Source organism: Peribacillus sp. NPDC096379 (genome assembly GCF_044762875.1).
Lineage (GTDB): Bacteria > Bacillota > Bacilli > Bacillales > DSM-1321 > Peribacillus.
Window position 1 is genome coordinate 598,190 of sequence record NZ_JBIWFD010000003.1, and the last position, 25,109, is coordinate 623,298.

Below are 25,109 nucleotides of genomic sequence, written 5' to 3' on the forward strand. Positions count from 1 at the left end.
AGTGCTTTCTATAATAAAAAAAAATATACCTACTAAATAGAGGGCTTATTAATAAGTCGCAAAGCCCCGTCCTCATGTCATTAATACAAAAAAGAAGTATTGGCATAAAGCCTCAACTTCTTTAAACATTAATATTTTCTAAGAAAACTTGGCTTTGTTCCAAACCATTCTTCACTGATCAAATGATGACACTCCGTAAATATTCGTTCAATAGTTTGTGTTGAGTTTGCTAACACTCTTACGGTAAAACCTTTTACAGGGAGTAAAGAAAGACCTATATCATATACATCTGTTTTCGAATAAAGGGCATGATATAACCGATCCAGAAGATCCGGGCTCATTTGTTCCCCAACGACCAGCATGGAACCTAAATGTGAAAATCCTTCCATGAAACCAAGCTCCTCCATATTTTGTGTCGCTGGATTCAACTTAATATGATCAAAAGACACCAGTTCATCATCCATATAAATTTCATTGATTAATTGAACCATATCATAACTGAACCGTTCACCATTAGGCGACCATCCTGGGGTAATAATATCCGAATAAAGGAATGTAGCGCCTTTTTCCATCCGAATCACATTTTTTTGTTTATAACGCGCATGTTGATATGCAATTAACGGATCGGGAATGTACTCTAAATAACTGCCTGCTTTAAGAAAGATTTCTGTTTCCTGATAGGCATATGACTGTGGTGTTTTATAAACTTTTGTTGCGGATTGTGTGGTTAAGGTTACTCGGGCTTGTTCCTCCAATGCAATGTGCAAATGATAGCTATCTCCATCTAAATAGCCGCCACCTGGGTTTAAAATATAATAACAAACTTGTCCAGAATCGTCGTGATATACTGGGCGCATGACTTTCAATGCGCCCTGGAAATATACATTCTTTGCTACAGTTTTTCCGAGTCGTTCTTCAAGGTCTAAACGTAATTCACCTGTCCAGACTTTCATTTTAATCTAGCCCTTTTAAAAGTGCATTTTTCTTAAGCCAATCTATGACTTGGTCAAGCCCCGTATTATCCTTTAAATTGGTAAAAACAAATGGTTTATTTCCACGAAAAGTCTTCGTATCCGACTCCATTACTTCTAAACTTGCACCAACATACGGGGCCAAATCCGTTTTATTAATAATAAATAAGTCAGATTTAATCATCCCCTGCCCGCCTTTTCTTGGGATTTTTTCACCTTGGGCGACATCAATAATATAAATGGAGAAATCAACAAGCTCAGGGCTGAACGTTGCCGCAAGATTATCGCCGCCACTTTCAACAAAAATAAGCTCAACATCTGGATGTTTCTCTATTAATTCATCAATGGCAGCAAAATTCATCGAAGCATCTTCACGAATCGCTGTATGAGGGCAACCGCCTGTTTCGACTCCAATAATGCGGTCAGCAGGCAATACTCCATTTTGCATTAAAAATTTGGCGTCTTCTTTGGTGTAAATATCATTGGTTACAACCGCCATACTGATCTCACCTTCTAATTGCCGGGTCAGCTTTTCAACGAGCATCGTTTTTCCTGCTCCTACAGGTCCTCCTACCCCAATCTTTATAGGTTCCATAAAGAACACTTCCTTTCTTTCATGTTAAGACATGAAAATGCGAATATTCACACGCTCATGTTTCATTTGAGATAATTCGAGCCCAGGTGAAACGATTCCGAAATCCTCTTCATCCAAGTTTTCGATTTTTTCCGTTGCTTTTACTAATGCGTCTTGAAATTCCTGAATCGTTTTCTGCCCAGCTGTCTGGCCTAAGGGAATCGCTCGGACTGCGTTTTGGACAAGACTTGAGACAGTAGAATACAAATAATAGAGGGTCGTCGTTGATTGTGGAACTCTAAGATGATGGCCGATCATTGTAAAAACAATCGCCGGATGTCCAAAAGATCGCTTCTCTTTTATACGTTCTTTATATTGTAAAAGAACAGGCACTTCATATAAAGAGCCTACGAGATTCAGCATGCGTTCCCCCATTCTTTGGGTACCCTCTCGTGTTTCACGAGGCAAATTTTGCACATTTAGCATTCGGTCTACCTTCCACACTTTTTGGAAGTCTTCATTCTCTAAGGCTTCATATACTATATGAGAAGCAAGCCCATCCGAATAGACAAGCTGTTCATTTAAATAAACATGAAGCCATTTAGAGAATGTAGCTTGGTCATGCACTTGATCTTCTTGAATATAACTCTCCAAGCCATATGAATGACTAAAAGCTCCTGTAGGGAAATTAGAATCGCAAAGCTGAAATAAAGAAAGTGCGTGATCAGTCATGGCTGTGCCCAATATGCCGAAATGCCTGTTTCACTTTCCGTTCTTCGCGTGTGAAAGGAATTTGAAGCTCTTGTAGTAATTCTTCAACAAGATAATCGAATTGAACAAGCATGTCGTTTTCTTCAAATTGGGCAGGTAGATGGCGATTCCCTAATTGATGAGCAATCGTCCCCATTTCTTTCAACGAACGAGGACTAATAATCAATAAATCATCAGATAAGACATCGATGATAATCATATTATGATCATCCATATATAAAACATCACCCGCTACAAGGTCACGGGGATCCTTCAGACGAATGCCTATTTCATTACCATGGTCGGTTGTCACCCTTTGAATTCGTTTCATTAAATGGGCGCTTTCGAGATATACCTTTTCTTTATGGCGTTTTTCAATTTCTTCTTTTTCCATTTGTTCAATATTCGTAACAATTTTCTCAATGATCAATGCTTTCACCTCAAAATAGGAAATATCTTTGCCCCATCGGTACGATGTCAACAGGGTCACATGTAATATGTTTACCGTTTACTCTTACCTCGTATGTTTGCGGATCAACGGTAATCTCAGGGGTTTCGGAATTAAGTTTCATATCTTTTTTCGTTAAATTCCGAATACCACGAACTGGAAGAATCATTTTTTCAAGCCCTAGTTTCTCGTGCACTTTATCATCATAAGCTGCTTGGGAAATAAACGTAATCGAACTTTTAGCCAAGGCTTTTCCAACTTGCGCATACATTGGACGATAAATCATCGGTTGCGGTGTTGGTATGGACGCATTTGCATCTCCCATCAAACTTTGAACAGCAAAGCCATTTTTTAAGACCATTTCAGGTTTGACACCGAAAAATGCTGGTGACCAAAGGACAAGATCGGCAATTTTCCCCACTTCAATCGAACCGACATATTCAGAAATCCCATGCGTGATGGCAGGATTGATCGTATATTTTGCAATATACCGTTTTGCACGGTTGTTATCAGAAAGTTCGTTATCTCCTTCCATCGTTCCCCGTTGTTTCTTCATTTTGTCTGCCGTTTGCCAAGTACGTAAAACAACCTCACCAACCCGTCCCATTGCTTGGGCATCTGAGCTAACCATGCTAAATACGCCCATATCTTGAAGAATATCCTCAGCAGCAATCGTTTCACGTCGAATCCGTGAATCCGCAAAGGCAATATCCTCAGGAATCGATGGATTTAAATGGTGACACACCATTAACATGTCTAAATGTTCGTCGATTGTATTAACCGTAAAAGGTAATGTTGGATTTGTAGAAGATGGAAGAACATTCATAAAGCTCGCCGCTTTAATTAAATCAGGCGCGTGTCCTCCGCCCGCTCCTTCTGTATGGTACATATGAATGACTCGATCTTTAATAGCCGCCATTGTATTTTCCATAAATCCACCTTCATTTAAGGTGTCTGCATGAACCGCTACTTGCACATCATATTTATCAGCTACTCTTAGGGAAAAATCAAGTGCTGAAAGGGTAGCTCCCCAGTCTTCATGGACTTTTAAGCCAATCACACCGGCCCGTACTTGCTCAGCCAAAGGCTCTTCGGTTGCAGCTTGTCCTTTTCCAGTGAAGCCTACGTTAATTGGCATTCCTTCAGATGCTTGCAGCATTCGATGGATATTCCATTCACCAGGTGTAACTGTTGTTGCCTTTGATCCAGCAGCAGGACCCGTCCCCCCGCCGATTAATGTCGTCGTACCTGATGTTAAGGCTGTTTCAATTTGAGTCGGATTAATAAAGTGGACATGGGTGTCAATTGCACCAGCAGTGACAATCAACCCCTCCCCTGCAATGATTTCTGTCGAAGCCCCAATCACAATATCAACATTATCCATTACTAATGGGTTGCCCGCTTTTCCAATTCCAGCAATTTTTCCGTCACGGATTGCAATATCAGCTTTAACAATACCTGTGTAATCCAAAATTACAGCATTCGTAATGACTACATCTGGTACCCCATCACCACGAGTCACAAGCGGATGTTGCCCCATTCCATCCCTGATCACTTTTCCACCGCCAAACACGACTTCTTCGCCATACGTTGTATAATCTTTCTCGATTTGAATCAGTAGATCTGTATCCGCTAAACGAATAGAATCTCCTGTAGTTGGACCGTACATTTGCGAATATTGCTTTCTTGGCATTCTAAAACTCATTACTTGCATCCTCCTTGAACAGATCCATCTACTTTATTGTTAAATCCATAAACACGTTGTTCTCCAGCAAAACAAACTAATTCTACTTCTTTTTCATCCCCTGGCTCAAAACGGACCGCTGCACCCGCTGGTACATTCAGACGTTTACCAAACGCTTCTTCTCGATTGAATTGAAGGGCTTCATTTACTTCAAAAAAGTGGAAATGGGATCCTATTTGGACTGGACGATCCCCCATATTGATCACGGAAAGCCTTGAAGTAGTTCTGCCAACATTACAAATAATATCTTCTTCTTTTAAAAAATATTGCCCTGGTACCATTAAAATTCCTCCTGTCATTCCTTACCTGATTGGACTATGTACTGTTACCAATTTCGTTCCATCTGGAAAAGTCGCTTCTACTTGAATATCGTCAATCATCTCTGGAATACCTTCCATCACGTCTTCTCGTGACAAAATAGTTGCTCCGTACTCCATTAATTGAGCAACCGTTTTCCCATCCCTTGCACCTTCTAACACTTCATATGTGATAAGTGCTACCGATTCTGGATGATTTAGTTTCAATCCTCTCTCTCTTCGTTTCTTAGCTAAATCCCCTGCCACAACAATCATGAGTTTATCTATTTCACGTGGTAATAGATGCATCATAACCCTCCTTATTTTCATGTATTTACCATTAGGATTTTTCTTAAAAAGGAAAATACTAAGTATAGATATTTTTCAAATAAAAAACTTACATATATATCCTTTCCTTTTTATTTGTATTTAAACATCATTTCTATTTGCACTCGGGTTTTTATTTTATACAAGAGAATTCATATTTAAATGAAAAAGAAAGAAAGTCTTATTGAGAGGAGATTTTTATGAAAAAAATGAATAGCATTTTATCAACCGAAAGATCACTTTTTTCATTCGTCGTGGCCTGTTTAAAAGGTGTCTCTCAAGTCATATTGATTGAAAATGCATTGACTGGAGCCTTAATTTTACTTGCAATAACGATTTCAGATTATTTCTTAGGAATTATGGCCATTTTTTCAACTATTATTGGAACACTCATTGGAATAATAGGAGGGGCAGATAAACAGAGGGTAAATCAAGGGTTATTTGGATATAATTCTGTGTTAACTGGAATAGCACTCACTGAATATTTAGACGGACCGTATCAGTGGATTATTGCCTTAGTAGCATCTGCTATGGCAGCACTCTTCACGGCCGCCTTGATGCATATTATGCGAAAAACAGAACTCCCCATCCTTACCTTCCCATATTTCATCGTGACATGGTTTACATTGCTCGCTTCATACCGATTGAAAACTTTCCATTTAAGTGCAGATTTAGAGCCTCAATCATTGGCCAATTGGACACTAAACATAGCAGGGAAAGGCAATTGGTTGGAAGGAAGTTTTAAAGGTATTGGACAAATTTTCTTTCTTGATCATACTCTAGCTGGAGTCATCCTATTTATCGCCATAATTTTGGCCGGTTGGAGATTTGGTCTTTTTTCCATTATAGGAAATGTAGCTGCCCTGCTCGTCTCCTACGGATTAGAAGGGGAACATGCACTGATTTTTATGGGGTTGTACGGATACAATGCGATCTTAGCCATTTTAGCAGTATCAGTCGTATTTAATTCGGAAAGCACGAAATTCTCGGTTATAACAGGGATCATTGCAGCTTGTTTGACCGTGCCCATCATGGCCGGCTTAAGTACTTTGCTTTTACCCTATGGTCTTCCATCGCTGACAATGCCTTTCGTTCTCAGTACCTGGCTTATTCTAGGGGCAAAGAAAGTCTTGCCTAAAATCTGACAAAATACTATTAATAAAAATCAAAAGAAAAGCTTCTCGTAAAACATTACGAGTGCTTTTCTTAAAACAACATTATCGAGAGCATCGGCATAATTAATGAATCAAAAAAATTAGTTATCAACAGAATCGGATGCACCGATAAGACACTTCGATATATACATTACGTTACACCCAGCGCTAAGCACAAAATTCGTCGAAAAAAACAGACCCATTTTACTGGATCTGCAATAAGATTCTTTCTCTTTGGTTAAAGGTTGCTACATGTGAGGCGCCTACTTGTTGCAACAACTTCTTGTTTTCTGCCACATATTTGCCAAGATCATCTGGGAAATGTGAGTCAGAAGAAAGAGTAATAGGTACACCTTTCCCTACAATCGTTGTTAAAAAATCAACAGATGGGCACATTTCTTGAACTGGATAGCGATAGTATAAACCTGCATTCACTTCTGTGGCAGTATTTGTCTCTTTTAATGCATGAGCAATCCGTTCATACCATTTATGATTAAAGGATTCATTGTTCACTTTAAAATTAAATACTTTTAAATTATCTAAATGGGCAATAAAATCAAACATGTTCGATCGAATCATCTTTTCAACCGTTTCATAAAAACGAGTATATAGCGCTTCTAAATTCAAATTTTCAAAACGAGATGCGGTTTGTGGATTATCGAATCCCCATCCATCCACAAAATGAACAGAACCGATCACATAATCCCATGGTTTTCCTTCTAAAAGTGTAGCAAGTTCCCGCTCTTGCCCGACAAAATAATCCGCTTCAATCCCTAGCCTTAATGAGACGCCTTCTTTTTCCCAGCGTTTTTTTGCGGCTAAAATTGCTGAAGTGAAATCATCCATTTTTTCCGTCATGACATTTCTTAACCAATACGCTTGCAATTCCCCAATTGAATCGTTTGGATCCAAATTTAGCGCTTTTTCAAAATAATTTTTTGTTTCTTTAAAACGATATAAATGATCGACAATCCCGACTTCTTTCAAACCGATTTGCTTGGCCTTTTTCAAATATAGATCTAACCACTCTTCACTATAACAACCAGCATTTAATCGCTTTTGAAGCTGGATCATTTGGTTTTCAATTTTTTCTCTGGATCCATGCTCCAGAACCTCATTACCTAAAAAATGCTCAATCGCTTTCGCCGTCCGTTCGAGCCATTTAAACGAATACGGTCCCTCTTCTAGATGTACATGATAATCGACTAACATTCCACTCGACCCCTCTTTGCTATAGTCCAATGTGTAAACCATTCTTCCCACTCTTCCAGACAAGGTTGATCACTTATCACTTCATCGAATTGACTAGCTTGTGCGAATGAAAAGAAAGACGGAATGCCCATTTTCGATGAATCCGCAAGCAAGATATTCTTCTTACTGCAAGCCATCATTTTCGCAGAAACGAGTGACTCATCTAAATCATAATCATAGATCATATCCGCCACGATCCCCCCACAGGAAATGAATGCTTGATCCACTCGGATATGATTCAGCCACTCAAGTGTCATAGCACCCGAGACAGAAGATTGTGCTGGGTTCGTCACCCCACCTAACAGAATGACCTTTCCTGTCATCCGTTTCTCTTCAATTGCTTGATTAAAACGATCGGCTGCTTTAATCGAATTCGTTACAACCGTTAAGTTTTTCACATTTTGAATAAAATCCGCCATATGAACGGTTGTCGTTCCAACATCAATTGCGATCGTATCACCATCTTTAATGCGTGATGTCGCCTCTATTGCAATTCGTTCTTTTTCTGCACGATTCATATCAAGTTTTTGTAAAAAGACTTGTTCTTCTTCTAGTTTTGTATATAAAACAGCTCCACCGTGCACTCTCGTTACTCGTTCCTGTTCTTCTAACTCTGTCAGATCTCGGCGAATCGTTTCTGGCGTAACCGAAAACTTCGTCGCCAGTTTTCCAACAGATACACGCTTCTCCTCATTCACCCATTGAATAATTAAACGCTGACGTTCTTCCTTTAATTCATTCATGATAAAGCAATGACATCCTTTGGTTCTACGAATAATTGATATTCCATGCCTTTTTCAAATACAGACGCTTGATGATGCAATTGTTCCATTGTAAATTGCTGATTGTCTGCATGAAAAGTTGTACGAATCACATTTCCGTTCATAATAGAATCGCCAGCAATAGCGCTTAGTTTAAAAGCAGAGGATTGAGCTTGTACATGAATGGCTTCTGGACGAATGGCATATTTATCTGCAGACACTTCTGTATTTTCCCCTATTAATTTTCCTAATTGTTCTTTTGAAAAAACATTGTATCGACCAATAAAGTTGGCAACAAATTCAGTTCTAGGTTGTGTATAAATTTCAGACGGTGTTCCTTCTTGTGCAATTTTCCCTTGATTCATAACGAAAATACGATCAGAAACGGTCATTGCTTCTTCTTGGTCGTGTGTCACGAGAATCATGGTCATATTCAGCTCACGTTGAATCGTTCGAAGTTCAACTTGCAAATGTTTTCGAATTTGAGCATCGAGAGCACTTAATGGTTCATCGAGTAACAAGACTTTCGGGCGAACAACGAGGGATCGAGCAAGTGCAACCCGCTGTTGCTGCCCACCAGAAAGCTCATGCGGATATGCCGCTTTCTTCTCTTGTAAACCAACGAGATTGATCATTTTCTCTACTTGTTCTGCCACTTCATTTGCTGGTTGTTTGCGCATTTTTAAACCGAATGCTACATTTTCATACACGGTCATATTCGGAAATAAGGCGTAGGATTGAAACACCATACCTACTTGTCGATTTTTCGGCGGGACTTTCTTCATGTCTTTCCCATCAATCGTCACATTGCCACCCGTTGCATCTGTCAGTCCGGATAAAATACGGAGGATCGTACTTTTTCCGCAGCCACTTGGTCCAAGTAATGTGACAAACTCGCCGTCTTCAATGTTCATATCAATCCCAGACAGAACATCTGCATCTTGATATTGTTTATGAACGTCTTTTAATACAACATTACTCATGTGCGTTTCATTCCCTTCGCCTTTTTCGTTAATGTCGCCATCACTAGCGTCAGAATACCCATCAACACGATATATACGAACACAATCGCACTCGCAATATGACCACTTGTACTTAATTTCGTCATTAAATAAATTTGAACCGTTTCAAATTGAGAGCCAACCACAAGGTTAATCAAAACAAATTCACCAAATAAAACGGAGAAGGATAACAGGCTTGAGACAAATAATCCTGGATAAACGGATGGAAGCAACACTTTACGGAAAGCATCCATTTTTGAGGCGCCTAATAACTCCGCTGCATCCATCAATTGCCGACCTTGCACATTACGCAAGCTATTTCGTGTTCCTTGGTACATAAACGGAAGCACACTAATGACATATACTCCCATCACAGCGAGGATCATTGGTAGGCTCGTCCCTGAATAAAACCGAATGATACCCACTGATAAAATAATACCTGGAAAGGCATATACCATCACAACACTTGCCTGAAACCACTTTTCCAATGCTGGGAAATATAATACAATCACGAAAATGGCTGGCACAATAAACATAATCGAGATGAAAACAGCACCACCTGAAAGAAGAACAGACCTGCCGAATGCTTCGATAAAGCGAGCATCTTGAAATAGTGTCCGAATCCATTCGAACGTTAATCCTTCTGGTAAAATGGTTTTATTCCATTCCGTTGAAAATGCATACAACGCAGTCGCAAGAATCGGTAACGCTAAATAGATACCGATTAGGATAAGTATGACGATTGTAAATTTCTTCATCGTTTCGACAAATCCTTTCTCGTTTTCTTAATAAGCCATTCACTCAGTAACATCCCAATAATCATAATTACACCAAGTAAGACGGCGATGGCACTCGCTAATTCTGGTTGTGCAAAGATGTCCCCTGAAATAAGTGATCCAATACGAATGGCCGCTAAGTTATAATTACTTCCAGTTAAGGCATATGCCGAAGCATACGCACCCATGGCGTTTGCGAATAAAATCGTGAATGTACCTGCAATACCGGGAAGTAAAATGGGTAGACCGATTTTTCTCCAAAACATTAACGGTGAGGCACCTAATAACGCAGCGGCATCTTTCCATTGTTGCTGAATTCCATAATAAATTGGATAGAGAAGCATGATCGAAAGAGGGAGTTGAAAGTAAATATAGATGAGCAATAGCCCTGACCAGCTATAAAGGGAGAAAGATAAATCCCAACCAAACGAATCAAGCGCCAATGTAAATAGACCACTATTTCCCAACAAGACGATAAACGCAAATGCAAGCGGTACACCAGAGAAATTAGATGTTAAATTCGATAAAATTAATAACCTTTCCCGTACTGGTTCGGAAAAATTCGTCATCGCGTATACACCTAACAACGAAACGACTAACGCGATGAACGCTGACACGACAGACAAAGCGAAACTGTTTTTAAACCCTTGTAAAATATAAGAACTAGATAACGCTTCTTGATAATGTTCGAACGTAAACCCATCACTATTTGAAAAACTACTAATTAACATATGAATAAGCGGTACGAGAAAAAAGAACGTCATCAACAAAGCGAATGGTACTAATATGAGCAATACGCCTTTTTTTCCAGACATGTTCATGATGTCTCCCTTCCTTAGTCGACTAGGCCAGGTATGAGTAGAGGGACCATCGCTTCTGATGGATGGATTCCAAGCAAATGACAAGCAAGTGGAGCCATTTGCAGCTGTGAAACAATCTGATCTTGAACAATCGGCTTTATTTTTTTAGAAGCAATAAATAACGGAACATGGCGATCATCTGTTGTATTCCCACCATGATTCCCATCAAACGTCATCCCATGGTCAGCTGTTACGATGATGTCATAACCAAGATCCATCCATTTTGGCAAGGCAAGAGCCAATAGGGCATCTGTAGCTAAAACACGATTTCGATATTGCACAGAATTAGCTGTAAATTTATGGCCATCATCATCTACATTCATCGGGTGAATATAGAGAAAATCTGGGTTCTTTTCAGAAACAAGCCACTGTGCTTCAGCGAATAAGTGACTATCAGGATAATGATCTTCAAAATAAAACAGGCCATTTTCAATCGGTGCATCTTTGTCTAGTTGAATTCGATCGACACCATGACGAAATGGCGCATGATTATACAGTTCACTTACCCAATAATAAGCCGCCGCAGCGGTTGTCTTCCCACTGCGTCTAGCTAGATGAAACAAACTTTCTTGCGTCGATAATCGAACGACTCCATTGCCGACTATTCCATGGACTAAAGGAGCGGTTCCAGTTAAAATGGTTTCGTAAAGCGGCCTGGATAATGAAGGCACTTCCGACTTCACTTCATAACGAGCGACCTTTCCTTGTTCAACAAGATGCTGCATAAATCCCATATGTGAACACGCCGTATCAAAACGAAGCGCGTCCACAACGATCATAATTAAACGATTATTTGACATGGATTAACACCTGCTCTTGCCACATTTGAGGGATTTTTTTCGTTGTTTCTTCCCAAGCTTTTTGATCGCCAACAGGTTGTGCACTTTTATACATATTATCAGGTAATAAAAGAGATTTAACTTCTTCTGGTAACTTTACATTTTCGCGAATTGGGCGTGCATACCCTTTTGCTAAATTTTCTTGTCCTGCATCTGAAAGAATGTATTCACGAGCTAACATAGCAGCATGCGGGTTCTTCGAATATTTGTTAATAACCGTTGCATAGCCAGATGTTACAGATGCCTCTTCTGGAATCGTTATGTCGAAACGCTTTGCATCAATTTGCTCACGATAGCCTAGTGCATTAAAATCCCAAAGTAAAGCAACATCAATTTCACCTTTTTCTAAGTTAGCCACACTTGGATCGCCAGCTGATAAACGACCTTGTTTCGCTAATTCTGCAAAGAAATCAATACCCGGTTGAATATTCTTTTCGTCTCCACCGAAAGCATACGCAGCTGCCAAGATAGCAAATTGTGCTTGGTTTGCTGTTAACGCATCACCAATACTAACTTTGTAATTGCCATTTTTTAAATCGTCCCATGATGTTGGGGCATTTTTCACATTATTCTTGTCTGAAATAAAAGCCATCGTACCTGTATAACCAACAACCCAGTCACCATTATCATCTTTGGCCCATTTTGGAATGTCATCCCAATAAGACGTTTTATATGATAATGTTAAGCCTTGGTCCTCTGCAATCGGTCCAAAGGCAATTCCAACATCACCAATGTCAGCTGATGCATCCTTTTTTTCTGCTGCAAATTTAGCTAACTCCTCTGCACTGGACATATCTGTATCCGAATGTTTTAACTTATATGTTGTTCCTAATTCACTCCAAGTTTCACCCCAGTTTGCCCACGTATCCGGCATCCCAACTGAATTGACTTCGCCCTCTTTTTTTGCTTTTTCTTCTATTTGAGTCAATGTCAAATCATTATAATTAATTTCTTTTCCTGCGCTTGATCCTTTAGATGTATCGTTTGCTGAACACGCCGCTAACATTGATATAGCCATTGCACCAATTATTCCTTTTTTCCAATTACGATTCCAAGACATTGTTTTTTCCCTCCAGAAGATATTTGTTTTTGTTTTGTATTACACTATGAATATACAAAACAAATATTAAGCAAAAATCATTCCCACACTAAGAATGTGTAAATTTCACTTTACAGAACATTTACATCCAACATCGGTATCTAAAAAAAATGCATGTCAAACTTATCATGTTATCGATATAACTCGACAACCACATAAGTTTGACACGCACTTGATAGGCTTCACTTCAGTTAAGGGTGGATCCACTCATCTCATTGTGAAAATATAACAGACCTTTCCACATTAAATTAGAAGGAGTGGCCCTGTTATATGACGATGTTGATTTTCACAGATGATCCAAAATCGTTTTATCAAAAAATATTATTTAACATACTCTAATGAATAAAGCTTATTACTGAGGCTGATCGTATTGTTTTGCCCTCTCACTGTCCTTTAATCCTTTCGTAGTAGGATCAATCACACTACCAATACCAAAGAACGTAAGCGCGATAAAGTTAACAATTCCCAACAGTCCATTCATCGCATCATCAGTAATCGTAAAACCAATGGGATGAATATAGGTGTTGATAAAAGCTGCAATCATTTGAGTAATAATTAAGACACCAGGTATAAATACGGTAAAAATAAAGGTTGGATTTTTAAAACGTACTTTCCAGTTAATCATTTTAACACCTCCTATCATGCGAAAAGGGTGGTGCTTGCCTAATGAGAAATCTTGATGGAAAATAAAAAGGTTTTGCGGACTAATCAAATTAGCTTTGCACAGCATCCGCACCTTGTTAGGTTGGTTTAGCTGTTCTCCAAAAATTTTTACTCATTGTTGTTACTAGTTCTAAAAAAGACACACCAACTTACTTCACACAACTTGTTGAATTTCTCGGAATACAGATTGAAATGTCTCCTTCTTGATAGTTTATGTTGCTTGTCTTATTTGGCTAAGACTTATGGAGGATGGCGAAGTTTTTTTGTCATTATATTATCAACATTTCCAGCCACAATACTTATCCGTTTCAAACTAAGGGAACTATATCGTGTCTCTTAATAAATCCTTTTTTGCCGTTTACAATATTATAGTTTATAATTATATTTAATTAACTATATATGTAATTTAGGGGGCAATGAAATGGAACCCAACATTGTAACAGGAAGCTTCCAATTAATGAAATCTTTAAATAGATCTATCATTTTGAATACGATTCGTAAAAAAGGGACCATTTCGAGAGCCGATATTGCAAAAACAACGAAGCTTACTCCTCCGACAGTAAGCAATCTTGTGAAAGAGCTACTTGAAACAAAAATAATCATTGAAACCTCCTTAGGTGCATCTAGTGGGGGAAGAAAACCGACATTGCTCACGTTGAATAGTGACATGTTTCACGTTATAGGCCTCGATATAGGTTCCCATCATCTCAAAATTATACTGACCGACATAAATGGCAAAATACGAAAAAAACAAATTCATCCTATTCCGGACTCCATCACAAATGAAGGCCTACTTGACTTAATGATTACGTCCATCTATACCATCCAAAAGAATGAACAAATAGATCATGACAAGATCATTGGGATTGGAATTGGAATGCATGGGATTGTTGATGTTGACCAAGGGGTTTCCGTTTTTGCCCCCAATTTAAAATTAAAAAATATCCATGTTAAAGAAGTTCTAGAAAAAGAATTTCAGATGATGGTGCAAATTGAAAATGATGCTAGAGCCATGAGCCTTGGGGAACTTTGGTTTGGATATGGTCATGGGGATGACAGTATTGTCTGTATAAATGTCGGTAGAGGAATTGGTGCTGGAATCATTATCAACGGTCAAGTGTTCAGAGGCGAACACTATATTAGCGGAGAAATCGGCCATATGGCTATTGATCTTAATGGTCCAAAATGCACATGCGGCAATTATGGGTGTTTGCAAACATTCGCTTCCGGTCCCGCAATTGTTGAAAGACTTAAGAACGAATTGAAACTTGGAGAATCTAGTATCCTTAAAAACAAGGAAGATGAAATCGACGGCGATGTCATTTATCAGGCTGCATTAGCGGGAGACCCATTAAGCAAGGATATTTTAAATAAAGCCGGACGTTATCTTGGTGTAGGAGTCACGAATTTAATCCATATCGTAAATCCAAAGCGGATTGTTATTAGCGGAGGGGTTTCAAATGCCAAGGAATTCATTCTTGAAAGCGTAATGGAGACGATTGAACAGCGTGCATTGACCGATTCAGCGAAACAGACAGAGGTCATCATCTCAAAGTTTGGAGCAGACGCCACTGTTATGGGTGCAATTGCATTAATCCTTGCCGAATTGTTTGCAACCCCTGGAAACACTTAACACCTCATATTCTCTTTTTGAGTAGTACCATCATTAGGCTACGCTATACGAAGGGGGTATCTCAAACCAAAGGATCAGACCCCGCAATAACTAAATCTAGTACAAGTTTAGTGTATAAAACACTACAAACTGATTTAGAGTGCGAGGTTAGACCCTTATGAGACACCTTTTTCATTTGATATGATTTAGCGTACTAGGATATCTGGACGTACATACGTTTTTCCATTGTGATTTACCTTTAAATATACCCACTCCCCCGTGTCAGTGAGGTACTCATTTTCTTCCTTACCGACAAGGAAGGTATCCTCAGATTTAATGCCACGGATGGCAGGATTCCAAGCAAATGCCTGGTTTTCCAGAACCGTTCCCTCTGCATTCGGAGTTGCAAGGAATTCCCGGCTCGCATAGCCTGTTGGTCCGCCTTGATGCAGGAAGCGCCAATCTTCGCCATACCCTACTTCCTCATACTTCGCAAACGCTGTCTTTAATACATCCTTGACAGCGACTCCAGGTCTTGTAGCTGCATTCATCGCCACATCAATCTGAACTAGCTTTTGCTTGTTTTCATTGATTTCTGCTGGCAGTTCACCAAAATGAACGAAACGAGTAACGTTTGCGACGAGTCCCCATTTTTCCGCACAAAGAACAATCATTGCATAATTCGCTAATTTTTTATCTGTTGGAATCGGGTGGCGGTATTTAAATACTCGTTCGTCAGTTGATACGAGAATGAGTTGGGGATTAATTCCCCGCTTGATAACTTTTGCTGCAAGATGGGCCTGGATCTCAAACTCTGTCCACCCAGGTTGAATTTCACGGCATGTTGACTCAACCGCCATCGCTGCCTGCTTGGAAAGCCAGCGGTATCGATCGATCTCATCACTAGTAAGCGTGTATCGGAGACTAGTGAGCTCATGTCCGAAGTCTAGGAAATCTCCGATCGATACATCGCTTGCGATTTTTTTCCCTTCAGTTAGTCCTTGTACAATGGAATCCTGATCTTCATACCATTCTAGAGTAATAAATTCATAGCCAAGTCCTAAAAGCTCCTCGTCATGAATTCGTGCTGATTCCATTTTGGTAGTAATGCAGTATTTTTTATCAGCAAAAATTAATAAATCGGCCACACCGTTTTCTGTTGTATTGACAATATGATTGTCCTTTCCACCAGTGATCCAAGCAAAATTGCTTCGTTTTCGGAAAAAAACGCCGTCAATCTTGTTCTCTTTAATAAAGTGTTCCACTTTCTCAAGCGGTTTTGCAATCCCCATTTCCATTTTCCTCCCCCCTCTACTTATTATCTTCGTAACCGTTTGGATTGGCCCGATGCCAGTTCCAAGCAGTTTCTATAATGGTTTCCAAGTCGTTGAACCTCGGCTTCCAACCTAAGACAGACTGTGCTTTTTTTGAAGATGCAATCAATACAGCTGGATCACCTGCACGCCTTGGGCTTACCGACTCTGGGATTGGATGTCCTGTCACGTTCCGAGCCGTCTCAATGACTTCTTTTACAGAAAAACCCTTTCCGTTTCCAAGGTTGAATACTTCACTCGCCTCGCTATTACGTAAATGCTGAAGGGCAAGCCAGTGTGCATTCGCAAGATCCATCACATGGATGTAATCTCGGATACAGGTTCCATCTTCAGTAGGGTAGTCCGCCCCAAAAATACCGATTGACTCCCGCTCGCCTAAGGCAACTTGAAGAATGATCGGGATTAAATGGCTCTCAGGTTGATGGTCTTCCCCAATCTTTCCGTCCGGATGGGCACCTGCCGCATTAAAATAGCGCAGAGAAATAGACTTTAACCCATACGCACCATCACACCATCTGAACATTTTCTCCATTGCCAGTTTAGTTTCACCGTATGGACTCGTCGGATCGGTCGGATCCGTTTCCTTAATCGGAATCTGTTTTGGCTCTCCATATGTAGCAGCAGTAGATGAAAACACGATTTTCTTGACACCATGCTCAAGCATAGTGGATACAAGTGTATGGGAAGCAATTAAGTTATTTTCATAATAATCTAATGGATGTGAGACACTCTCCCCAACTAACGAACTTGCTGCAAAGTGAATAACTGCTTCAATTTCATGACGTTCAAAAACATGGTTTAGAAAGCTACGATCATGGAGATCGCCTTGATAAAATTGTCCTCCTACAACGGATTGTTCATGGCCAGTTCTCAGGCTGTCAACGACAATCACTTCTTCACCTTGATTCAAAAGTTCTAATACCGTGTGGCTGCCAATATAACCCGCTCCACCAGTTACTAAAATCGCCATCCTCTATTCCTCCTCAACGATTTCTTTTGTACCGTCACCAATTTCACATATATAGAAAGTCGGCTTGATTCCTGTTTTAGCTGTATAATTACTTGCTACCATCTCTGTAAATGATGTGACAGCTGAATCCTTCACAAGGCTAACATTGCAACCTCCAAAACCAGCCCCCGTCATTCTTGTGCCGATACAGCCTTCGACTTTTGCAGCTTCTTCATACAAAGTATCTAACTCGATTCCTGTGACTTCATATAAATCACGCAAAGATTCATGGGATTGCTTCATTAGTTTTCCAAACAAATCAAGGTCGTTTTTCTCAAGTGCCTCCATTGCAGAAATAACCCGCTCATTTTCCGTGACTACATGCTCGACTCGACGACGAATGACTTCATCTTTGACAATATGCTGAATCCTTTTCCAATCATCAACGCTCATATCTCCTAATGACTGGACATGAAGTAATTCTTGTTGGATGATTTTCAGCCCTTCTTCACATTCGCTCCTGCGCTCATTATATTTTGAATCAGCTAGACCTCTTTGCTTGTTCGTATTAATGATGACAAGCTTGTAACCGTCAATTCTTACAGGAACATACTCATATTCAAGCGTATCGCACTTCAATTTAATCGCATGCTTTCTTTTGCCCATCCCCACAGCAAACTGATCCATAATTCCGCAGTTGACACCAACAAAGCGATTTTCCGCACGCTGCCCAAGCTTTACAAGCTCTACCATTGGAATCTCCATTCCGGCAAGCCTACTCAAGGAAAGCGCTGTCACTAATTCGATAGAAGCAGAAGATGATAGCCCCGCTCCATTTGGAATATTCCCGTAAAACAGTATATTGGCCCCTGTATAACAACTAGCATCCTCTGAATCAGCGATTTCAAGTAGCTCCTTCAGAACCCCCTTTGGATAGTTCGCCCAGTCATCTTCTTTTCTATAGGCTATATCTGAGACATGACAGCTCACATCTAACTCGAAGTTGGCAGACCGAAAATGGTATATTCCATCATTGCGAGGACTTACCATAGCCCAAGTTCCAAATGTCAGCGCAGCCGGGAAAACATACCCTCCATTATAATCAGTATGTTCCCCAATTAAATTCACACGACCTGGAGCAAAGTACACGCGTAATTCATCTTCTTTTCCGTATTCTTGATAAAATAAATCTTTTAATTGATTTACATCCATTCTTGCTGCTCCTCCCTGTTTGCAAAAAGCAAAATATAGTAGACTTCATGTGTTATATGAATTACTCAATCTATTTTCTAAAGTGAATATAGGAATTTTATAAAAGCCTGTTTTCCTTCTGCTGTCGTTTTAAACACGCCGGCATCTTCCAAAACGCGTTGAAACTTATTTCCCACTTCTTTTTGAAGAATTTCCATTACATTTTCTTTCGTTACACTGTCTAACCTTTGACACATATCTTCGTACCAGTCCCAGTGTTTTACCAACGCCGGATCCCACTTTTCCTTCTGTATCGGCTTCACAAGGTATTCAGCTATTTGTTCCAATTCCGTTGCCAGCCTCCCCGGTAGCACAGCAAGTCCCATCACTTCAATCAAACCAATATTTTCCCTTTTAATATGGTGGAGGTCTCGATGTGGATGAAAAATTCCATCGGGATACTCCTCTGTTGTGCGATTATTCCTTAAGACCATGTCCATTTCATATAAGTCGCCCCGTCTACGAGCTATAGGCGTTACCGTGTTGTGTAAAGTGTTTCCTGTGTATGCAACAATATCAGCCTCAAGATCCGCATACTTTTTCCAACTCTCATAAATATGCTCACAAGCATTCGCCACATCTTCCTTAGCCCCTTGGACACGGATAACTGACATTGGCCAATTCACGATTCCAACCCTTGTAGATGGATATGCATCGAGAGAGATCGTTTCTGTCATTTCCGCTCTTTCGACCGCAAATGTGTATCGGCCCCCTTGAAAATGGTCATGCGATAAAATAGAACCGCCGACAATTGGGAGATCAGCATTAGAACCAATGAAGTAATGCGGAAACTGATCAACAAAGTCTAAAAGACGATCAAATGTGGCTCTAGATATTTTCATAGGTGTATGTTCTTGCCTAAAAGCAATACTATGTTCGTTGTAATAAACGTATGGAGAATATTGAAATCTCCATTCCTCATTATTTAAGACGATCGGGATTGTTCTATGCGTTGCTCTTGCAGGATGCCTAAGAGTACCTTTATACCCTTCATTTTCAATACATAAAAGACAAGTTGGATATGAAGAAGAAGGAGCTTCCTTCAATTTCGCAATTTCTTTCGGATCCTTTTCTGGCTTTGATAGATTGATCGTTATATCAATATCACCGTAAGGCGTAGTTGCTTTCCACTCTTTATTTCTAGCAATCCGGTCCGATCGAATATAGTTAGAATCAGTCGACATTTTATAGAAATAGTTAGTCGCATGTTCTGGATTGTCCTCATAACGATTTTTAAATAGTCGAATAACCTCTGACGGACGCGGCATCAGACAATTCATGATTTCTGTGTCAAGGATATCCCGTTCAGTTACCGTGTTTGCTGCAAGACCGCCATGATCATACGCCCAATCAAGAATACTGCCCAGAATTTCTGCTAAAGATGGTAGAGGATTTGTATGTTCACACTCCTCCCACTCATCCAGCCCTAAAAGAGAAAGAACACGATTTCTAATATAAATCGAATCGTCTAACCCAAACAGTTCATTCGTATAGCCGTACTCCAGTAAATTTTGGATATCTTGATAAATATCTTTCATTATTATTGACACCTCGATTTAAGTACTTTTGGTTGAATCTATAACGGGTAGTCGATTTTACAAAGAATACTTCTTACATGTTTCGAAACTTAATTAAATTAATTAACTATGTTAACACCATATTATACCTTTTGAATATTTTTTACAATATTTAATATATAAAAACTATTCCAAACGAAGGGTCAGACCTCACATCTACTATTTACCGATTATACGACGTGTACATGACACGATAAACGGTGTATAGAGTGTGAGGTCTGACCCTTTCTCCTCTTCTTCTTGTCTATTGTTAATGCCCTTCTTTTATTTACGTTTTTTACTTATCGCTATAGGTGAATGGGCATTTTGATTATATGGTTGAATCGTAAATGCAAATTGGAAGTCCTCATTCCCAAGTCGATATTGTTCTTGAACATCTTCGCCACAGCTTGCCGAACCTAAGCCATATTGCTGCTTATCAATGTGCAAAGTGATATAAGGTTGCTTGACAAGATCATAAGTGTGCTTCGCCGTTTCTAATTGTTCAACCGTATAATAGCTTGCCGAGAAGTCAAAAGAATCACCTGAAACGAGCATACTTTGACCATTCTCTTGTGAAAAACTCGCCCATTTATTTTGGTGGCGGTTCCCATTTTCTTGTGGAAAAATATACGGTGTATACAAACCATCGATTGTTGATGACCAAACACCCATCCTTGCGGCTAACCTACTATCCACATAAGCTTCATTCGGCCCTAAGCCATACCATTGAACAGCATCGAATGTGTTTTCTACGATCATCTCTACTCCAATTCGTGGAAGAGTTGTAGGGCCATTTCCAGAGGTTATCCCTTTGATATCAATTAAAACACTGCCATCAGCTCGAATTGTGTATTCATACGTTACATCAAATCCCCACGCAATGACTGGAGGAGCTAATTTCGCCTTGCAAGAAATAATCACAGTTTGAAGGTCTTCTTGTATTATAATTTCCGTCTGTTTCATTCGGTGTTGTATCGCATGAACACCATATTCTTTCCACTGTTTAGCAACTGGCTTCGCATGAAATTCTTCAGAACCTAATAAATCATTATCAATAGGCGCTCGCCAAAAGTTTAATCTTGGCCCTTTATGCAACATTAACTGGCCATCATAATAATAGTCTTCTATGCGACCATTTTGCTTATTGAAAGTTACTTTGAAATTAGGACCTACTATGTTTGTTTTTGATGGTTCTTCAACTACATGTAATTGGCCTGCAGGTTGTTGTTCAATAGCTACAAAACGAGAGATTGGAAGCTCGCGCTGTGACCATGCGACAGGATGACCTGAAGCCGCCCATTGTGTAGTATCTTTCATCGTCCAAACGATATTTAACCAGTAATCTGTATTTTCTCGCACGATACTAGGTATTTGAATCGGCAACTCTACCACTCTTGTAGAATTTGCAGGGATCTCTGGTACTTCGACAATCCCACTTTCTATAATAGTTCCATCTGCTTCTATAGACCACTGACATTGCAATTTTGATAAACCAGAAAAATCATAACGATTTTGCACTTGGATGGTCTTTTCTTCAAAGTTGAAATTTGTTACCACAACTGGTTCAATTACTTTTTTATACTCTGCCAACGCTGGTGAAGGTTTGCGATCGGGTCGAACTAATCCGTCGATAACAAAATTGCCATCATGCGGTGTCTCACCAAAGTCTCCACCGTAGGCAAAGTATTCTTCACCCTCTGGCGTATATTGTCTTAATCCGTGATCGACCCATTCCCAAACAAAACCACCCTGCAGCCGATCATATGCATAAAACGTTTCCCAATATTCTTTAAGGCCGCCTGGACCATTGCCCATTGCATGTGCATACTCACATAAAATATGAGGTTTCTCCAAGTTCGTCAATTCACCAATGACTTTCATTTGCTCAATGGACGTATACATCGAGGTGTGAACATCAGATGCAATCGGATCCTTCGTTGGTACGAAATCATCCTCATACAATATTTCTCTCGTCTCCCCTTCATAATGGACCAATCTAGAAGGATCTCTTCTCTTTGCCCATTCATACATGGCAATATGATTTCGTCCAAAGCCAGACTCATTCCCTAATGACCACATAATAATCGACGGATGGTTTTTATCCCGTTCAACCATTCTTTCCATTCTATCAACATAAGCATCTTGCCAGTTTAGATCATCACTTAATAAATGCGGTTTGCCTATTCGGGTTAGGCCGTGACATTCAAGATCCGTTTCATCAATCACATAAAATCCAAAAGTATCGCATAGCTCATAAAAACGTGGATCATTTGGATAATGGGCTGTCCGAATGGCATTAATATTATGCTGTTTCATTAATATTAAATCTTCAATCATCGAACTTACTGGTACTGCGCGACCAAAGTCAGGATGAGCATCATGCCGATTAACCCCTTTAAACATGATCGCTACACCATTCACTAATAATTGGCCGCCTTTAATTTCAATATTTCTAAATCCACATTTTTGTGGAATCACTTCAACTATTTCACCTGTTGGGTTCAATAATGTGATCACTACATCATATAAGAATGGCGTTTCTGCATTCCATTGCTTCACACCCGCAATATGAATCGTTCCTGTCACAACTTGACTGTCTACGCTTTGTTGGTGTTCAGCTATGACAGTACCGTTCTCTTGTATTTCCACTGCCACTTGGTGTCCTTCATACTCTCCTGACAAGGCGAGTTCAAAATCAAATCGGCCATCTTGGAAGTCATTTTCTAAAGAGCTATTCACAAACACATCTTGTATATGAGTAGTTGGTTTTGACATAATATAGACGTCCCTAAATATGCCACTTAACCACCACATATCTTGATCCTCAATATAGGAGGATTCCGTCCATTGGTAGACTCGAACTGAAATTCTATTTTCTCCCGCTTTAACAAAATCCGTAATATCAAACTCAGAAGGAAGGCGGCTACCTTGGCTATACCCAACTAAATGCCCATTAATCCATACATGGAAAGAACTATCGACACCTTCAAACATCAAATGTAACTTTTCCGACAATGTTTCTTTCGCTAAATAAAACGTCCTTTCGTATGCCCCCGTCGGATTTTCAGACGGAATATAGGGAGGCTCTACTGGAAATGGATACTGTACATTTGTATAATGAGGCTTACCATAACCATTCAATTGCCAATGAGATGGAACCGTGATCGATCCCCAATGATCCGTGCTATACTCCTCTTTGTAAAAATCACTCGGTGATTCCAGCGGTGAGTTTGCATAATGAAACTTCCAATTGCCATTTAGTAATAAAAATCCTTGTGAATCACCTCTCTCATAGGAGAGTGCAGTCGGTTTGTTTTTATAGCTAAAAAAGGAGGCTCTTGGTTTTAGTCGATTCCTTTGTAATACTTCTAGGTTTTCCCAATCATTTCGTAAAGTCATAGCGATTATACCCCTTCTATATTTCATTATCCTTTAACTGATCCACCATAAAGTAAAACTTCAATCAGTGGGGGTTTTCTTCATCCTTCACTGATTGTTAGTTGAACCGATCGGGCTTTTACGGACAGTTATCCCCCACCTACGCTTCTTCGATTCCTCTAAGCTTTGAGGTAAGGACTTACTGCCCGTTAATGCGGGATAAATTCCTGCGATAAAAGCACCAGCAATGTTGTGTATTTTATGGTTACGTGACCACATTATTTAAAAAGAAATCCATTTGAACATTTTCGGCCCTAATCTGCTCAATTAGATAACTTTCCTAGTAATATTCAAAATATAAGCCCGAATGAAACCGTTGTCAATAGTTTAAACTTTTTTTACAGACTCTCTTTCTATTAAAGTGACTTCAGCTTCTACAATTGTCTCAACTTGCTTTTCTTTGTGAAGTTGATCTAATAATTGTTGAACGAGCTTTCTGCCAATTTCCCTTTTTGGGATATTCATAGTTGTTAATGTTGGTGTGACGATATTAGCTAATTCAATATTATCAACACCTATAACGGATATGTCCTCCGGAACTTTCTTTCCACTCTCAATGATGGCTCGCATGGCGCCCGCCGCTAGCAAATCATTAGAGGCAGCTACGGCGGTAAATGATTGTCCTTTATCCAATAACGACTTGATCCCAGCATATCCTGTCGTCAATTTGTCTTCATACATTTCGATAAATTTTTTATAATAGTCCTTGATTGTCAAATGATGTTCCCTCATTGCACTTTCATATCCTTCGTACCTAGCATTTCCAAATTCATTATCAAAATAATGGCCTAAAAAAATAATTTCTTTATGTCCACTTCGGATTAAATGCTCGACAGATTGTTTCATCACTTTTTTCAAATCTACAAATACATGAGGTATGTCTGTTTCTAGAAAGCGGTCTAGATATAGGGACAATGGCATGTTGAGCGCATTTTTATCAAAATTCATAATTGAACTTAATTCATACGATGCAAGTAAAATCATGCCATCATAAGGTCCTTCTAATACTTGCTTCAAATAATCCTTTCTTTCCTTCGTAATATTATATAACGATAAAGAATACCCTCTTTCTAATGCCATTTCCTCTATCCCAACAAACATTTCCGTAAAAAAGGAATTCGTAATAGATGGTGTTATACAAGCAATTTGTTTATAAGACTTCATCCGTAAATTTTGTGCTGCTCGATTGGGTATATAATTCAATTCAGCAATTGCTGCTTCCACTCTTTCTCGAGCCTTCTCCGCAACATATCCATTATTATTAATGACGCGCGACACGGTTGAAGGCGACACGCCCGCTTTTTGTGCAACTTCTCTCCTTGTAATCATTCGATCTCCTTTCTAACACGCTTTCTGTATATATTCGTTAGCCTTTATGAGTTCAATTTGATTAAACCACAAAAAAGTGGCGCCTTCCTCTTTTTTGACTATTTTTATAAAAATTTAGTGAGA

General features: G+C 39.5%; 23 protein-coding genes. 2 read left to right on the forward strand and 21 right to left on the reverse strand.

Annotated elements, in window-relative coordinates; genetic code table 11:
• Positions 1 to 128: 128 nt before the first annotated feature.
• From ACIQZI_RS16820 to ACIQZI_RS16850, 7 genes are read right to left on the reverse strand one after another with little or no spacing between them, the layout of a single operon-like run.
• A complete protein-coding gene (locus ACIQZI_RS16820) occupies positions 129 to 953 on the reverse strand; it encodes an urease accessory protein UreD (protein WP_403074973.1) in 825 nt (274 codons plus the stop codon).
• A gap of 1 nt (position 954) precedes the next feature.
• On the reverse strand, positions 955 to 1,566 hold the full coding sequence (gene ureG, locus ACIQZI_RS16825) for an urease accessory protein UreG (RefSeq protein WP_403074976.1): 612 nt from the start codon (positions 1,564 to 1,566) through the stop codon (positions 955 to 957).
• Positions 1,567 to 1,590: 24 nt separating this feature from the next.
• Positions 1,591 to 2,277, reverse strand: coding sequence for an urease accessory protein UreF (locus ACIQZI_RS16830; RefSeq protein ID WP_403074981.1), 687 nt, complete (start codon positions 2,275 to 2,277; stop codon positions 1,591 to 1,593).
• The gene (ureE, locus tag ACIQZI_RS16835) at positions 2,270 to 2,725 is read right to left on the reverse strand and encodes an urease accessory protein UreE (protein WP_403074984.1); all 456 of its coding nucleotides are present in this window, start codon (positions 2,723 to 2,725) and stop codon (positions 2,270 to 2,272) included. Before ureE ends, ACIQZI_RS16830 begins: the two co-directional genes overlap by 8 nt.
• A gap of 10 nt (positions 2,726 to 2,735) precedes the next feature.
• The gene (gene ureC, locus ACIQZI_RS16840; RefSeq protein ID WP_403074986.1) at positions 2,736 to 4,448 is read right to left on the reverse strand and encodes an urease subunit alpha; all 1,713 of its coding nucleotides are present in this window, start codon (positions 4,446 to 4,448) and stop codon (positions 2,736 to 2,738) included.
• Positions 4,448 to 4,768: an urease subunit beta gene (gene ureB / locus ACIQZI_RS16845; RefSeq protein WP_062184806.1), complete on the reverse strand. Its 321-nt coding sequence runs from the start codon at positions 4,766 to 4,768 to the stop codon at positions 4,448 to 4,450. The genes ureC and ureB overlap by 1 nt, the downstream gene beginning before the upstream one ends.
• A 21-nt stretch (positions 4,769 to 4,789) precedes the next feature.
• Positions 4,790 to 5,092, reverse strand: coding sequence for an urease subunit gamma (locus ACIQZI_RS16850; RefSeq protein ID WP_062184809.1), 303 nt, complete (start codon positions 5,090 to 5,092; stop codon positions 4,790 to 4,792).
• A 218-nt stretch (positions 5,093 to 5,310) separates the two neighbouring features.
• On the opposite strand from ACIQZI_RS16850, the gene ACIQZI_RS16855 reads away from it, so the two are divergent.
• A complete protein-coding gene (locus ACIQZI_RS16855; protein ID WP_403074990.1) occupies positions 5,311 to 6,255 on the forward strand; it encodes an urea transporter in 945 nt (314 codons plus the stop codon).
• 213 nt (positions 6,256 to 6,468) lie between these two features.
• Here ACIQZI_RS16855 and ACIQZI_RS16860 read toward each other — a convergent pair whose 3' ends face one another.
• The 8 genes from ACIQZI_RS16860 to ACIQZI_RS16895 all read right to left on the reverse strand — a co-directional run bounded on the left by ACIQZI_RS16860 (position 6,469) and on the right by ACIQZI_RS16895 (position 13,476).
• A complete protein-coding gene (locus ACIQZI_RS16860) occupies positions 6,469 to 7,476 on the reverse strand; it encodes a histidinol phosphate phosphatase domain-containing protein (RefSeq protein ID WP_403074993.1) in 1,008 nt (335 codons plus the stop codon).
• Positions 7,470 to 8,258 (reverse strand): DeoR/GlpR family DNA-binding transcription regulator, encoded by a 789-nt coding sequence (locus ACIQZI_RS16865; RefSeq protein ID WP_403074995.1) that lies wholly within the window; start codon positions 8,256 to 8,258, stop codon positions 7,470 to 7,472. The genes ACIQZI_RS16860 and ACIQZI_RS16865 overlap by 7 nt, the downstream gene beginning before the upstream one ends.
• Complete coding sequence (locus ACIQZI_RS16870) at positions 8,255 to 9,259, reverse strand: ABC transporter ATP-binding protein (RefSeq protein WP_403074998.1); 1,005 nt, start codon at positions 9,257 to 9,259, stop codon at positions 8,255 to 8,257. The genes ACIQZI_RS16865 and ACIQZI_RS16870 overlap by 4 nt, the downstream gene beginning before the upstream one ends.
• Complete coding sequence (locus ACIQZI_RS16875; protein WP_403075000.1) at positions 9,256 to 10,035, reverse strand: ABC transporter permease; 780 nt, start codon at positions 10,033 to 10,035, stop codon at positions 9,256 to 9,258. The genes ACIQZI_RS16870 and ACIQZI_RS16875 overlap by 4 nt, the downstream gene beginning before the upstream one ends.
• On the reverse strand, positions 10,032 to 10,868 hold the full coding sequence (locus ACIQZI_RS16880) for an ABC transporter permease (protein WP_403075003.1): 837 nt from the start codon (positions 10,866 to 10,868) through the stop codon (positions 10,032 to 10,034). The genes ACIQZI_RS16875 and ACIQZI_RS16880 overlap by 4 nt, the downstream gene beginning before the upstream one ends.
• 20 nt (positions 10,869 to 10,888) lie before the next feature.
• Positions 10,889 to 11,713 (reverse strand): alkaline phosphatase family protein, encoded by an 825-nt coding sequence (locus tag ACIQZI_RS16885; protein ID WP_403075006.1) that lies wholly within the window; start codon positions 11,711 to 11,713, stop codon positions 10,889 to 10,891.
• Positions 11,703 to 12,812 (reverse strand): ABC transporter substrate-binding protein, encoded by a 1,110-nt coding sequence (locus tag ACIQZI_RS16890; protein WP_062184830.1) that lies wholly within the window; start codon positions 12,810 to 12,812, stop codon positions 11,703 to 11,705. Before ACIQZI_RS16890 ends, ACIQZI_RS16885 begins: the two co-directional genes overlap by 11 nt.
• Before the next feature lie 391 nt (positions 12,813 to 13,203).
• Positions 13,204 to 13,476, reverse strand: coding sequence for a phage holin (locus ACIQZI_RS16895; RefSeq protein ID WP_403075009.1), 273 nt, complete (start codon positions 13,474 to 13,476; stop codon positions 13,204 to 13,206).
• Between the two features lie 459 nt (positions 13,477 to 13,935).
• Between ACIQZI_RS16895 and ACIQZI_RS16900 the strand changes: the two genes are divergently transcribed.
• Positions 13,936 to 15,147, forward strand: coding sequence for an ROK family transcriptional regulator (locus tag ACIQZI_RS16900; protein WP_403075012.1), 1,212 nt, complete (start codon positions 13,936 to 13,938; stop codon positions 15,145 to 15,147).
• A gap of 185 nt (positions 15,148 to 15,332) precedes the next feature.
• Here ACIQZI_RS16900 and ACIQZI_RS16905 read toward each other — a convergent pair whose 3' ends face one another.
• The 6 genes from ACIQZI_RS16905 to ACIQZI_RS16930 all read right to left on the reverse strand — a co-directional run bounded on the left by ACIQZI_RS16905 (position 15,333) and on the right by ACIQZI_RS16930 (position 24,986).
• A complete protein-coding gene (locus ACIQZI_RS16905; protein ID WP_403075016.1) occupies positions 15,333 to 16,424 on the reverse strand; it encodes a M24 family metallopeptidase in 1,092 nt (363 codons plus the stop codon).
• A gap of 13 nt (positions 16,425 to 16,437) precedes the next feature.
• On the reverse strand, positions 16,438 to 17,430 hold the full coding sequence (gene galE / locus ACIQZI_RS16910; RefSeq protein WP_403075019.1) for a UDP-glucose 4-epimerase GalE: 993 nt from the start codon (positions 17,428 to 17,430) through the stop codon (positions 16,438 to 16,440).
• 3 nt (positions 17,431 to 17,433) lie between these two features.
• A complete protein-coding gene (locus ACIQZI_RS16915; RefSeq protein ID WP_403075021.1) occupies positions 17,434 to 18,621 on the reverse strand; it encodes a galactokinase in 1,188 nt (395 codons plus the stop codon).
• Positions 18,622 to 18,698: 77 nt separating this feature from the next.
• Complete coding sequence (galT, locus tag ACIQZI_RS16920; protein ID WP_403075023.1) at positions 18,699 to 20,198, reverse strand: UDP-glucose--hexose-1-phosphate uridylyltransferase; 1,500 nt, start codon at positions 20,196 to 20,198, stop codon at positions 18,699 to 18,701.
• 303 nt (positions 20,199 to 20,501) lie between these two features.
• The gene (lacZ, locus tag ACIQZI_RS16925) at positions 20,502 to 23,618 is read right to left on the reverse strand and encodes a beta-galactosidase, LacZ type (protein WP_403075026.1); all 3,117 of its coding nucleotides are present in this window, start codon (positions 23,616 to 23,618) and stop codon (positions 20,502 to 20,504) included.
• A 366-nt stretch (positions 23,619 to 23,984) separates the two neighbouring features.
• Complete coding sequence (locus tag ACIQZI_RS16930) at positions 23,985 to 24,986, reverse strand: LacI family DNA-binding transcriptional regulator (protein ID WP_403075029.1); 1,002 nt, start codon at positions 24,984 to 24,986, stop codon at positions 23,985 to 23,987.
• Positions 24,987 to 25,109: the final 123 nt, after the last annotated feature.